Below are 13,390 nucleotides of genomic sequence, written 5' to 3' on the forward strand. Positions count from 1 at the left end.
ACCCAAAGGCTGGACCCCATGGCCGATCTCACCACGACCGCACCCCGTGCGGTAACGAACCCGCGCGCGACGTTGCAGGACCTGCTGCCGAAGATCGTGCTGGCGCCGAGCTTCGCGCTGATCCTGATTTTCGTCTACGGCTTCATCGTCTTCACGGCGTTCCTGTCGTTCTCAGGCTCGAAGCTTTTGCCCGATTTCTCGACTTGGGTCGGCCTGAACAACTATGTCAGGCTGTTCAACCATCCGAACTGGATCACGGCGCTGAAGAACCTCGCGATCTTCTCGGTGCTGTACATCGTCGTCTGCAGCTTCATCGGGCTGGCGCTGGCGATCTTCCTCGACCAGAAGATCCGCGGCGAGGGCGTGCTGCGCCCGATCTATCTCTACCCGATGGCACTGTCCTTCATCGTCACCGGCGTCGCCTGGAAGTGGTTTCTCGATCCCGGCATCGGCCTCGAACACGTTATGCAGTCGTGGGGCTGGGAGAGCTTCTCGTTCCGCTGGATCAAGGAAGGCCAGATGGCGATCTACACCATCGTCATCGCAGCCGTCTGGCAGTCGTCGGGCTTCGTCATGGCGATGTTCCTTGCCGGTCTGCGCGGCGTCGACAACGAAATCATCAAGGCCGCCCAGATCGACGGCGCCTCGACGCTGACGATCTATCGCCGGATCATCATTCCGCTGATGCGGCCGGTGTTCCTGTCGGCCTTCGTGGTGCTGGCCCACCTCGCCATCAAGTCCTACGACCTCGTCGTTGCGATGACCGACGGCGGGCCTGGCACCGCGACCTGGACGCCGGCGCTGTTCATGCAGAAGTTCACCTTTGGCCGCAATGAAATGGGCATGGGTGCAGCCTCCGCGATCATCATGATGATGATGATCTTCGCTATCATCGTGCCCTATCTCTACTCCGAACTCGGAGGGAAGAAGAAATGAGTGCCGCCTCCCAGGACGTTGCCACCCGCAACGGCATCTTCGCCCGTGCGCTGATCTATGCCGTGCTCATCCTGTTTGCGGTCTATTACCTGCTGCCGCTCTATGTGATGGTCGTCAATTCGCTGAAGCCGCTGGACGAGATCCGCCAGGGCAACATGCTGGCGCTGCCGCAGCAATGGACCATCGCGCCCTGGCTGTCGGCCTGGTCGACGGCGCAGATCGGCGTCTCGCCGACGGGGCTGAAGCCCTATTTCCTGAACTCGGTGATGATGGTGGTTCCGGCGGTGGCGCTGTCGACCATCCTCGGCGCGCTCAACGGCTACGTGCTGACCAAGTGGCGCTTCAAGGGCGACAACATCGTCTTCGGTCTGATGTTGCTTGCCTGCTTCATCCCGTTCCAGATCGTGCTGATCCCGTCGGCGCGCATCCTCGGCCTGACCGGCCTTGCCGGCACCATCACCGGTCTGGTGCTGATCCACGCCATCTACGGCCTCGGCTTCACCACGCTGTTCTTCCGCAACTATTACGAGGCGTTCCCGACCGAACTGGTGCGGGCAGCACAGATCGACGGCGCCAGCTTCTTCCAGATCTTCCGGCGCATCCTTTTGCCGTCGTCGGGCCCGATCATCGTCGTCACTGTCATCTGGCAGTTCACCAACATCTGGAACGACTTTCTGTTCGGCTCGTCGTTTTCAGGCTTCAACTCGATCCCGCTGACGGTGGCGCTCAACAACCTCGTCAACTCGTCCACCGGCGTGAAGGAATACAACGTGCATTTCGCCGGCGCGATCCTCGCCGCCCTGCCCACCCTCATCGTCTACATCGTCTCCGGACGCTATTTCGTGCGCGGCCTGATGGCCGGCGCGGTCAAGGGGTAAGCCCATGTCGTTTCTCAAGATCAGCAGTCTCTACAAGAACTACGGCCAGGTGGAGATCCTTAAGGACATCAACATCGAGATCGACAAGGGCGGCTTTCTGGTGCTTGTCGGCCCGTCGGGCTGTGGCAAGTCGACACTGCTCAACACCATAGCCGGGCTCGAGCCGATCACCTCGGGCGAGATCTCCATCAACGGCAATTCGGTCGCCGGGCTGCATCCGTCCAAGCGCGACATCGCCATGGTGTTCCAGTCCTACGCGCTCTACCCGAACATGACGGTGGCCGGGAACATCGCGTTTGGCATGGAAATCCGCGGCGTGCCCAAGGACGAGCGCGACAAGGCGATCAAGCAGGTGTCCGACATCCTGCAGATAGGCCACCTGCTCGACCGCAAGCCGAGCCAGCTCTCCGGCGGCCAGCGCCAGCGTGTCGCCATGGGCCGGGCGTTGGTGCGCAATCCGCAGGTCTTTCTGTTCGACGAGCCGCTGTCCAACCTCGACGCCAAGCTGCGCGTCGACATGCGCACCGAGATCAAGCGCCTGCACCAGCGCATGAAGACGACGATCGTCTATGTCACCCACGACCAGATCGAAGCGATGACGCTGGCCTCCAAGATCGCCGTGCTCAAGGACGGCACCCTGCAGCAGTTCGGCACGCCGGCCGAGATCTACAACAGCCCGGCCAACATGTTCGTCGCCGACTTCATGGGTTCGCCGGCGATGAACCTGTTGACCGCGCGCCTCGAAAACGGCGAGGGCGGGCTCAACGTCATGCTCGAAAGGCCGGGCGAGAAGCCGCTGGCGCTGCCGATCAAGAATGCCAATGGTGCGCTCGGTGGCTATTCGGGCAAGGAGATCATCTTCGGTGTCCGTCCGGAAGCACTGACCGACCCGGATGGCGCCGATCGCAACGCCAGGTCGATCGCCGAGGGCGAATGTTTGATCGAGGTGGTCGAGCCTGCCGGTTCCGACACCTTTGCTGTGACCAAGCTCGGCGGCAAGGAAGTGGTGGCGCGGCTGCGTGCCGACGCCGCGATCCATGCCGGCCAGAAGACGAAGCTCGCCTTCAACCTGGACAAGGCGGTGTTCTTCGACCCGAAGAGCCAGCTGCGCATCGCCTGACATGTCCGGACAGCCTGACATCGTCATCATCGGCTCGGGTGTCGGCGGCGCTACTGTTGCTGCAGGGCTCGCCGCGACCGGCGCGGAGATTCTCGTGCTCGAGGCTGGTGGCCATATCGCCGACCGGCCGGAGAACCGCGACCAGCGCGCCATCTTCCAGCGCGGGCATTTCCGCCCTGACGAGACCTGGTATGAGGCCGACGGTACCGGCTTCAATCCGGGCAACTATTACAATGTCGGCGGCAATTCGAAGTTCTATGGCGCCGTGCTGACACGCTACCGCCGCGAGGACTTTGACGAGATGCAGCATCTCGACGGTGTGTCGCCGGCATGGCCGATTGCCTATGACGACCTCGAGCCGTGGTACGGCAGGGCCGAAGAGCTTTATCAGGTGCGCGGTACGCTCGGCGAAGACCCGACCGAGCCCGTGCATTCGCAGCCCTATGGCTTGAAGCCCGTTGCCGACGAGCCCGCGATCTCGAAGGTGCGGGCACGTCTCAAGGCCAGCGGCGTGCATCCCTTCTCGCTGCCGCTCGGTGTCGATATCGAGCGCTGGCTGGCCAAGGGCAAGACGCCGTGGGACGCCCATCCCAACAGCTTTGACGGCAAGATGGATGCCGAGACGACGGCGCTGGCCGCGGCGCTGAAGCATGAGAACGTCAAGCTGCAGACCGGCTCGCGCGTGACGCGTCTGGAGGCGGCCGCCGACGGGCGGGTCGTTGCGGTTCATTACCTGCGCAATGGCGAGGCAACAGTGCTGCGACCGAAGCTGGTGATCCTGTCGGCAGGGGCTGTGCAATCGGCGGTGCTTCTGCTGCGCTCGGCCAATGACAGCAACCCCAGCGGCCTCGCCAACCGCTCCGATCAGGTCGGCCGCAACTTCATGAACCACAATTCGACGGCTGTCATCGCCATGAGCCCCTGGTTCCGCAACGACTCGGTCTACCAGAAGACCTTCGGCTTCAACGATTTTTATCTCTCCGACGGCGAGGGCGGGCCGCCGCTGGGCAACGTCCAACTGCTCGGGCGCATCTCGGGCACCATCCTGAAGGGCGCGATGCCCGCCGTGCCGGAGTGGCTGTTGAATCTGACAACGGCGCATTCGATCGACTTCTACGCCATGAGCGAGGACCTGCCGTCGCCGGAAAGCCGCGTCATGGTCGATGGCGACCGCATCGTGCTGAAATGGGTGCGCAGCAACTGGCAGGCGCATGAGCGGCTGGTGGCCAAGCTCAAGCAGGTGCTGCGCAGCGCAGGTTTCCCTGTCGTCGTCTCACGCGCCTTCGACAAGCGCACGCCGTCGCACCAGTGCGGCACGGTAAGGATAGGCAGCGACCCCAAGGACGCCCCGCTCGACGTCTTCTGCCGCGCCTTCGACCATCCGAACCTGTTCGTGGTCGATGCGAGCTTCCTGCCGACATCGGCGGCGGTCAATCCGGCGCTGACGATCGCGGCGCAGGCGCTGCGGGTTGCCGACCACATCGCTGAAAAGGATCTGGCGGCATGAAAGTGGCGGCAAAACCGGTGGCACTGGTGACCGGCGCGCGGCGCGGCATCGGCCTTGCCGTTGCCGAAGCGCTTGCCAGGGCGGGCTTCGACCTCGCCATCACCGATCGCGAGGAAGACGTTGCCTCGGCAGAGGCGGTATCGGGGCTGGAGAAACACGGTGCGCGCGTGCTGTTCCTCGCCTCCGACCTTGCCGACCTCGACGGCCATGCCGGCACGGTCGACAGGATCGTCGGGCATTTCGGGCAGATCGACTGCCTGGTCAACAATGCCGGTGTCGCGTCCAGGGTGCGCGGCGATTTCCTCGAGATGACGCCCGAGAATTTCAACGCCATCATGGCGGTCAATCTGCGCGGCACGGTGTTCTTCACCCAGGCGGTGCTGCGGGCCATGCTCATCGCACCACCGACATTGCATGCGCGCTCGGTGATCAACATCACCTCGATCTCGGCCGAGATGACGTCGCCCGACAGGCTCGACTACTGCATGTCGAAGGCCGGGCTTGCCGCCTTCACCCAAGGGCTGACGCTGCGGCTCGCCGGCACCGGCATCGACGTGTTCGAAATCCGGCCCGGAATCATCCGCTCCGAAATGACGGCGAAAGTCTCGGAGAAATACGACCGGCTGATCGCTGACGGCCTCGTGCCGGTCAAACGCTGGGGCGAGCCGAACGACATCGGCCGCATCGCGGCGGCACTCGCCAGCGGCGGCTTCGGCTTTGCCACCGGCTCAATCATCAGGGCTGACGGTGCGCTGTCGGTCGCGCGACTTTGAGATCAGAGATGACTTACGACTACATCATCACAGGTGCGGGTCCAGCCGGTTGCGTGCTGGCCAACCGGTTGAGCGAAGATTCCGATGTGCGCGTACTGTTACTTGAGGCCGGCGGCGGCGACTGGAACCCGCTGTTCCACATGCCGGCGGGCTTTGCCAAGATGACCAAGGGCGTGGCGAGCTGGGGCTGGGAAACCGTGCCGCAGGAGCACATGAAAGGCCGCGTCTTGCGCTACACCCAGGCCAAGGTGATCGGCGGCGGCTCCAGCATCAACGCCCAGCTCTACACGCGCGGCAACGCCGCAGACTACGATCTGTGGGCAAGCGAGGACGGCTGCACCGGCTGGGACTACCGCTCGGTGTTGCCCTATTTCAAGCGCTCGGAAGACAACCAGCGTTTCGCCGACGATTATCATGGCTATGGCGGGCCACTCGGCGTGTCGATGCCGTCGGCTGCCCTGCCGATCTGCGATGCCTATATCCGCGCCGGCCAGGAGCTCGGCATTCCCTACAATCACGACTTCAATGGCAAGCAGCAGGCTGGCGTCGGCTTCTATCAATTGACCCAGCGCAACAAGCGGCGCTCGTCGGCCTCGATGGCCTATCTCGCCCCGATCAAGGGCAGGCGCAACCTGACCGTTCGGCTGGGCGCGCGGGTGACGCGCATCGTGGTCGAAAAGGGCAGGGCTGTCGGTGTCGAGGTCGCCAGCGGCAATGGCACCGAAATCATCCGCGCGGAGCGGGAGGTGCTTGTGTCCTCGGGCGCTATCGGTTCGCCCAAGCTTCTGCTGCAGTCGGGCATCGGCCCGGCCGATCATCTGAAAAGCGTCGGCGTGCCCGTCGTCCACGATCTCAAGGGCGTCGGCGAGAACATGCAGGACCATCTCGACCTGTTCGTGATCTCCGAATGCACCGGTGACCACACCTACGACAATGTCGCCAAGCTGCACCGGACGCTGTGGGCCGGGCTGCAATATGTGCTGTTCCGTACCGGTCCGGTGACGTCGAGCCTCTTTGAAACGGGCGGCTTCTGGTACGCCGATCCCGACGCACGCTCGCCCGACATCCAGTTCCATCTCGGCCTCGGCTCGGGCATTGAGGCCGGCGTCGCCAGGCTCAAGAATGCGGGTGTGACGCTCAACTCCGCCTATCTGCATCCGCGCTCGCGCGGCACGGTGCGGCTCGCTTCGAACGACCCCGCGGCGGCCCCGCTGATCGACCCGAACTACTGGGCCGATCCGCACGACCGCAAGATGTCGATCGAGGGCTTGCGGGTGGCGCGCGAAATCATGCAGCAGGCGGCGCTCAAACCCTTCGTGCTGGCCGAGCGGCTGCCGGGGCCGGACAAGGTGACCGAGGAACAGCTGTTCGACTATGGCTGCGCCAACGGCAAGACAGACCATCACCCTGTCGGCACCTGCAAGATGGGCACCGACGACATGGCTGTCGTCGACCTAGAGCTCAAGGTACATGGCATGGAGGGCTTGCGTGTCTGCGACAGCTCGGTCATGCCGCGCGTGCCGTCCTGCAACACCAACGGCCCGACGATCATGATGGGTGAGAAAGGTGCCGACATCATCCGCAACCGCGATCCCCTGCCGCCGGCGATCTTCACTCACGAGCGCAACGACATCAGGCCAAGGGCGCGGGCGGAGGTCAGCTAGCAGCTCCGGGGCAAGGATCCGAAACCGGGCTCATTCTCTCAGCTCGACATCTTGGCTCGAGCGGGACATGTCTTTGTTCCGCAAGGCTCGGGCACGAGCTTTGCGGGCCTTGCGATGATCGTGGTAGGGAACCTCGACCATTCCGCATTGCAGACAGTCGATGTATTTGCCGCAATTGGTTTCCCAGCACTGGACATCGTGTGTCCAACTGAGCGCGATCCGTTCAAGATGCTGGGTCTGTGACCCCTTCAGAAGGATCAGTTCGTTCGGCCGCGAGGTTGCCTTGACATAGTCAGATGCCTCTTTTGGCAAGAGAAAGTCGACGAACTTGCAGCTGTTCCTGTCCTCTGCGGTAGGGCGGGCGCGATGGCCGTTTTCACCGACGAAGATGAACTGGTCGGAACATTGGTAGGCGAGGTCGTAGGCAAGTGCGGTGCCCTTCCTTGGGCCGCCGGTATAGTCGGAAATAAAGCCGATCACTGCGCGCTTGTTGGCTGGCTGGGCATTGCGGAGAATGGCGATGGCGGCCGGAATGCTGTCGTTGGGCGCCTTCACCGTATCGACGATGAAGGTAGGGCCTCCAGCGGTGGCGAGGATGCCACAGCGGTTCCATGGGGCTGCAAAGCCGGCAATGCGAGATGCCGCCAAGGTCGGTGGCACGCCGAGTTCGACAGCGGTGGCGAAAGCGCCCAGGGTCGCGATCCAGAACTCTTCCCCTACAAAAGCCGTCTGCAGTTCGAAGCTTCCTTTTCGGCAGGACACCGTCACCTTGAGGAGTTGTGGGAAAGCAGCCTCGGCAGCGTCCAGTCTGTAGTCGGCGCCTTCCGACCGGCCGAAGGTGACGATCCGGGCCTGGGTACGCTTTGCCATCGCCATGACATGCGGATCGTCCGCATTGAGGACAGCCAGCCCCGACGGCGGCAAGGCTGCGACAAGCTCTCCCTTTTCCTGAGCCACGGCGTCCTTGCCGCGAAAGGCCGAATAATGCTCCAGGCCGACCTTGGTGATGATGGCGACGTCAGGGCGGAGGAGGCGGGCCATCGGCGTGATCGAGCCTTTGACGGTGGCGCCAACCTCGGCGACGACATAGTCCGCCTGCGATGGCGCGTGGCACAACGTCCTTGCCAGTTGCGGGATCGTGTTCTCGCAGACCTGGGCGTATACGCTGCCCTGGCCCTCCAGAATGTGGGCAAGCAGGGCGGTGGTCGTCGATTTCGCCGAACTGCCCGTTATGCCGATGTGCAGCGCCTTGGAGCGGCCACGTCTCAGTTGCGCCAGCTTCAACCGGAGGCCATTGCCGAGGCGAGCGATGATGGCCCGTGGCCCATGCTTCCGGCGGAAGGACCGCGTGGCATTTCTGAACGCCTGATACATCAATGCCCTGCTCCAGCGGTCGCTCGATCCGCGCCACGTAGTCCCACGGCACGTTGCGCGCTCATTGTGCCGTTTTCTTCTTCTTGATCGCTCTCAATCGCTTACGCGCCATCGAAGCATAGATACGCCGCCGGTACTCGAGCATGTTGGAAAAGATCGAGCTGAATTGATAGGCGCCGGTCGTTTCTCCGAACATCTGGTGCGCATAGATCTTGCCGGTCCCCGAGTATTTTCGCCCGATGAAATGCTCGGGAATGAGGATGTGAGAGGGCCAGATGACGATATCCGGACGGTGCGTTTCGATCAGCTCGGCAATGAACAGATTGCCGGTCGTCCTCCAGGGCTGGTCCAGTTCGGCTGGGGGTGTCCTCTCGAGTATGGAGAGGATCAGGTCCAGGAATGGATGGCCCGGCGCTGCCGCAACGATCGGGGCAACCAACTGGCCGCGCAGGAACTCGTTTTCGTAGACGGTGTAGAGGGTCCCACCGTCATCGAACAATTCATCGACCGGGTGGACGCAAATGCTGTCCGCTCCGGCCATGTAGCCGCCTTGTGCGTACAGGATTTCGAAGCGCAACAGGTCTGCAGCACCGGCATAAGCGCCGCGCTTCATGTACTCGTCGATCTGGGCGCGGGTCCTGAACTTGCCCTTGTGGAGGAAGTCGTTGTCGTAAAGCGTGTAGTCCCAGTCCGGGTGATGGTCGATCCAGGTCTGCATCCACGGCGACGGCTGTCGCTTGGGGCCTATCCAGATATGGCTGAGCTTCTTGGGAATTTTCATGAGGCGTGAAGCTCCATAGGCCCAAGACAGGAGGTGCCTAACACATGGCTGTGCAGCGGAGGCGTGGCGAGCAACCAGAAGGCGAAGCGCCGCGTTGATGAATACCTTCTGGCGTGTGATGGGAGGCTCGTCAACCCAAAGGTCGAGTGCCTCTTCGCCGATCGGCAGCCGGCGTGTGCCGAAAGTTGGCGCCCTTTCGGATCTACGGTGCGGAACTAGCCGCCATGGCACGCCTTGCGCCTTGCTGCTCAGCCTTGAATGGCGTGGCAGGCGACGTTGGCGCCGGCTGCGGTGTGCTTCAGTTCCGGCCGTTCCCGCTTGCAGATGTCCATGGCCAGCGGGCAGCGCGGGTGGAAAGTGCAGCCGCTGGGCGGGTTGAGCGGGCTCGGGATGTCGCCGCCCAAGGGCGCACGGTCGCGCTTTGGCGCTTCGAGGTCGGGCACGGTTTCGAGCAGTAGCCTGGTGTAAGGGTGTTGCGGGTTTTCGAGGATGATTTCGCCCGGTCCTTCCTCGACGAGGCGGCCGAGATACATCACACCGATGCGGTCGGTGAGGAAACGCACGACCGAAAGATTGTGGCTGATGAACAGATAGGTCAGCCCTAGTTTCTGCTGCAGATCCTTGAGCAGGTTGAGCACCTGTGCCTGCACCGACACGTCGAGAGCGGATGTCGGTTCGTCGAGTAGAAGCAGCTCGGCCTCGGCGGCAAGCGCGCGGGCGATCGAGATGCGCTGGCGCTGGCCGCCGGAGAATTCGTGCGGATATTTGTCGACGTCGCTGGGTGCCAGGCCTACGGTGACCAGCAATTCGCCGATGCGCTTGCGGCGCTCGGTGCGGCCAAGCTTTCGCGCCATCGGCTCGGCGATACTCTGGCCGATGCGCCAGCGTGGATTGAGGCTGCCGACGGGATCCTGGAACACCATCTGCAAGCGGACACGCTCGCCGCTCGCCTTGCGGATTTCCACGGCGCCTACGGTCGGCTTTTCCAGTCCGGCGACGAGGCGTGCGACGGTGGACTTGCCGCAGCCGGATTCGCCAACCAGCGAGAAAGTGGTGCCCGGTCGGATGGCGAAGCTGACACCGTCGACGGCTTTGACGCTGCGGCGCGGCGCACGTGTCACCAGCCGCTGCAGGAAGGGCGCAGAGACGTCGAAGGTGCGGCCGAGATCGGCGACCTTGAGCAAGGGCTGTTCGGTGACGATTGCGTTCATGCCCCGCCACCATCGATCCATTGGCCGTCGCGGGCGACGATGCGGCCGCGCTTGACCACCAGCGCGCGCTTCGGCCGGTCGACGACGATCTGGGCCAGGTTTTCGCCTTCGATCAAGACGAGGCTGCCGTCGCAGCCGACCTCCAGCCCGTGGCCGGCGAGGTCGAGCAGGTCGGCGCCGCGCTTCGTCCCCATGTCGAGGGCGGCGCTCAGCTCGGCGTCGGTGCGGCAATTGCTGCGCCAGGACAGGAGCCAGCAACGCTCCAGCATGTCGCCATTGCCGTGCGGATTCCAGGTGTCGCGCAGCGAATCCGACGCCACCGCGCAGCGCACGCCATGGTCGGCAAGCTCGAACATCGGCGGGAAGGGGATGTCTCCGGGCACCGCCGAGATGATACCGATGCCGGCCTCGGCGAGCAGGTCCATCATGCGGGCGAGCTCGTCGCGCGATGCGGTGCCGAGACAGAAGGCATGGCTGACGATGACCTTGTCCTGCATGCCAAGCGCCTTGGCGCGCTCGGCGATCAGGCCGAGTTCGTAGAGGCCGAGCTCACCGCGCTCATGCAGGTGGATGTCGATCTTGGCTTGCTTGCGGTGGGCGATGCCGAAAATGGTGTCGAGATGGCCCTTGGCGTCGCCGTCGACGCTGGCCGGGTCAATACCGCCGATGATTGATGCGCCTTCGTCAAGGGCTGCCTCCATCAGTTCGGCCGTGCCCGGCTCGATCAACATGCCGAGTTGCGGGAAGGCGACGATCTCGAGATCGACGGCGTGCTTGGTCTTTTCCCATGCGGCAAGCACGCCATGCAGATTGTCGAGCTTGTATTCGGGCGAGATGTCGACATGGCTGCGAATGTGGGTCGAGCCGTTGGCGACGCACTGGCGCATCAGATTGCCGGCGCGCTCGGCGACAGACCAGGGCAAGCTGCGGCGGATCTCGACCTCGTTGTCGATCATGGCGCGGAGCGAATCCGGCACATTGATGCCGTGCCAGGGCAGGCCCCACAGGATCTTGTCGAGATGGACATGCGCCTCGACGAAGGGGGCAATGGCGATCGCGCCCTTGCCGTCAACGACCTTGATGCCGTCAGGGGCCGTCACATTGGTGCCAATCGCCGCGATGCGGCCATTCTCGATCAGGATGTTGCCGGCGATCCCGGCATCGGGGCGGACATTGGTAAGCAGAAGGTCGGTCATGATTGCTGTTCCGTGGTCTTAGCGAAGGCGAGGATTGAGGACGTCGCGAAGCCAGTCGCCGACGATGTTGACGGCCAGCACCAGCAACACGAGTGCGGCACCGGGGAAGAGCGAGATCCACCATTCGCCTGACAGAAGCAGGTCGTTGCCGGCGCGGATCAGGGTTCCGAGCGAGGGCTGCGACGGCGGCATGCCGAGGCCGAGGAAGGACAGGATCGCTTCAGTGAGGATGGCGACGCCAAGGCCGAGCGTTGCCAGCACCAGCACCGGGCCGATGGTGTTGGGCAGGATGTGGGCAAGCAGGATACGGACGTTGCCGACCTCGCTGATGCGGGCTGCGGCGACATAGTCCTTGCGGCGCTCGATCATGGTGGCGGCGCGCACGGTGCGGGCGAACTGGACCCAGTCGGCGACACCGATCGCCAGGATGACGACGTAGAAACGCATCTCCTCGCGCATGCCGATCGGCATGACGATCTTGGCGACGCCGTCGATGAAAAAGGCGATCATGATTGTCGGGAAGCTGAGCTGGATGTCGCCGAGCCGCATGATGACGGTGTCGACCCAGCCGCCGAGATAGCCGGCGATCAGGCCGAGCGCGACGCCGATGGTCATCGAGAAGGCGACGGCGGCGATGCCGACCAGGATCGACACGCGCATGCCGTAGAAGATGGTGGAGAGGATGTCGCGGCCCTGCTCGTCGGTGCCTAGCAGGTAGGTCGAGCTGCCGCCGTCGATCCATGCCGGCGGCAGGCGGGCGTCCATGATGTTGAGGGTGGCCGGATCGAACGGATTGTGAGGCGCAATCAGGCTTGCGGCGGCGGCGCAGAACACCAGCGCGATCAGCACGACAGCGGCGAAGATGACCGGCGGCGAGTTCCTGAAGCGCCAGGCCAATTCGCTGTTGCCGAAGGCTTTCAGTCGGAGGACGAGCTGGCTCATTTTGCGCGCAACCTTGGATCAACGGCGAGATAGATGAGGTCGACGATCAGGTTGATCGTGACGAAGCTGAAACCGACGAAGGCGAGATAGGCGGCCATGACGGGGAAGTCGGCGAATTCGATGGCCTGCAGGATCAGCATGCCCATGCCGGGCCACTGGAAGACCGCCTCGACGACGATGGCGAAGGCGATCAGCGAGCCGATCTGCAGGCCAGTGATGGTGATGACCGGCAACAGGCTGTTGCGCAGCGCATGCGTCAGATAGACGGCGCGGTCGGAGAGGCCGCGGGCGCGGGCGAACTTGACGAAATCCGTGCGTACCACCTCAAGCATTTCGCCGCGCACAAGCCGCATGATCATCGAAACCTGGAACACGGCGAGCGTGATGGTCGGCATGATCAGGGCCTTGATGCCTGATGTGGTGAGCAGGCCAGTCGTCCACCCACCCAGCGTCACCACCTCGCCGCGGCCGAAGGCCGAGAGCCAGCGCAGTTCGACGGAGAACACCATGATCAGAAGCATGCCGATCAGGAACTGCGGCATGGAGATGCCGAGCAGCGACCCAAACTGCAGGCTTCGGCTCAACAGACCACGCGGCTTGAGCGCCGTATAGACGCCCATCGGGATACCCATGGCGAGGGCAATGACGGTCGCGCACATGACGAGTTCCAGCGTCGCCGGCAGGCGGGCGAGGATCAGGTCGACCACCGGCTGGCGGTTGCGATAGGAGATGCCGAAATCGCCGACCACGGCACGTTCGACGAAGCGCCAGAACTGGACGAATGTCGACTGGTCGAGACCAAGGGCGACACGCAGTTCCTCGCGCTGGGCAAGCGTGGCGTTGACGCCGAGGATGTTGTTCACCGGATCGCCGAGGAAATTGAAGATCGAGAACGAAAGCGCCGACACGACCAGCATCACGAGGATGACGCTGGTCAGTCGCGTGGCGAGCAAGGAAATCATCTCAGCCTCTGAAATGGAGAAGAGGCCGGGCGCGCGTGACGCCCAG

Annotated in this window: 12 protein-coding genes; 6 read left to right on the forward strand and 6 right to left on the reverse strand. The window is 63.5% G+C overall.

The features are described 5' to 3' along the window. Window positions 1-18: 18 nt before the first annotated feature. From SLT36_RS09265 to SLT36_RS09290, 6 genes are read left to right on the forward strand one after another with little or no spacing between them, the layout of a single operon-like run. A complete protein-coding gene (locus tag SLT36_RS09265) occupies window positions 19-936 on the forward strand; it encodes a carbohydrate ABC transporter permease (protein ID WP_432287008.1) in 918 nt (305 codons plus the stop codon). Continuing rightward, window positions 933-1,814 carry a carbohydrate ABC transporter permease gene (locus SLT36_RS09270; protein WP_067958276.1) on the forward strand — a complete coding sequence of 294 codons (882 nt, stop codon included), beginning with the start codon at window positions 933-935 and terminating at the stop codon, window positions 1,812-1,814. Before SLT36_RS09265 ends, SLT36_RS09270 begins: the two co-directional genes overlap by 4 nt. A 4-nt stretch (window positions 1,815-1,818) precedes the next feature. Beyond that, entirely contained in the window at window positions 1,819-2,934 is a 1,116-nt protein-coding gene (locus tag SLT36_RS09275) for an ABC transporter ATP-binding protein (protein WP_432287010.1), read from the forward strand. Window position 2,935: 1 nt separating this feature from the next. Next, on the forward strand, window positions 2,936-4,441 hold the full coding sequence (locus SLT36_RS09280; protein ID WP_432287012.1) for a GMC oxidoreductase: 1,506 nt from the start codon (window positions 2,936-2,938) through the stop codon (window positions 4,439-4,441). Next, complete coding sequence (locus SLT36_RS09285; protein WP_432287013.1) at window positions 4,438-5,214, forward strand: 3-ketoacyl-ACP reductase; 777 nt, start codon at window positions 4,438-4,440, stop codon at window positions 5,212-5,214. Before SLT36_RS09280 ends, SLT36_RS09285 begins: the two co-directional genes overlap by 4 nt. A gap of 8 nt (window positions 5,215-5,222) precedes the next feature. After that, the gene (locus SLT36_RS09290) at window positions 5,223-6,878 is read left to right on the forward strand and encodes a GMC family oxidoreductase (RefSeq protein WP_432287015.1); all 1,656 of its coding nucleotides are present in this window, start codon (window positions 5,223-5,225) and stop codon (window positions 6,876-6,878) included. A 30-nt stretch (window positions 6,879-6,908) separates the two neighbouring features. Here SLT36_RS09290 and SLT36_RS09295 read toward each other — a convergent pair whose 3' ends face one another. The 6 genes from SLT36_RS09295 to SLT36_RS09320 all read right to left on the reverse strand — a co-directional run bounded on the left by SLT36_RS09295 (window position 6,909) and on the right by SLT36_RS09320 (window position 13,344). Continuing rightward, the gene (locus SLT36_RS09295) at window positions 6,909-8,252 is read right to left on the reverse strand and encodes a Mur ligase family protein (protein ID WP_432287017.1); all 1,344 of its coding nucleotides are present in this window, start codon (window positions 8,250-8,252) and stop codon (window positions 6,909-6,911) included. Window positions 8,253-8,313: 61 nt separating this feature from the next. Continuing rightward, window positions 8,314-9,033, reverse strand: a complete 720-nt coding sequence (locus SLT36_RS09300) for a glycosyltransferase family 32 protein (RefSeq protein ID WP_432287019.1) — start codon at window positions 9,031-9,033, stop codon at window positions 8,314-8,316. A 248-nt stretch (window positions 9,034-9,281) separates the two neighbouring features. Next, the gene (locus SLT36_RS09305; RefSeq protein WP_432287020.1) at window positions 9,282-10,244 is read right to left on the reverse strand and encodes an ABC transporter ATP-binding protein; all 963 of its coding nucleotides are present in this window, start codon (window positions 10,242-10,244) and stop codon (window positions 9,282-9,284) included. After that, window positions 10,241-11,440: an amidohydrolase family protein gene (locus SLT36_RS09310; RefSeq protein WP_432287021.1), complete on the reverse strand. Its 1,200-nt coding sequence runs from the start codon at window positions 11,438-11,440 to the stop codon at window positions 10,241-10,243. The genes SLT36_RS09305 and SLT36_RS09310 overlap by 4 nt, the downstream gene beginning before the upstream one ends. 18 nt (window positions 11,441-11,458) lie before the next feature. After that, on the reverse strand, window positions 11,459-12,382 hold the full coding sequence (locus SLT36_RS09315; protein ID WP_432287022.1) for an ABC transporter permease: 924 nt from the start codon (window positions 12,380-12,382) through the stop codon (window positions 11,459-11,461). After that, entirely contained in the window at window positions 12,379-13,344 is a 966-nt protein-coding gene (locus tag SLT36_RS09320; RefSeq protein ID WP_432287024.1) for an ABC transporter permease, read from the reverse strand. Before SLT36_RS09320 ends, SLT36_RS09315 begins: the two co-directional genes overlap by 4 nt. Window positions 13,345-13,390: the final 46 nt, after the last annotated feature.

This window comes from Aminobacter sp. BA135, assembly GCF_050859125.1.
In the GTDB taxonomy this organism is placed as follows: domain Bacteria; phylum Pseudomonadota; class Alphaproteobacteria; order Rhizobiales; family Rhizobiaceae; genus Aminobacter; species Aminobacter ciceronei.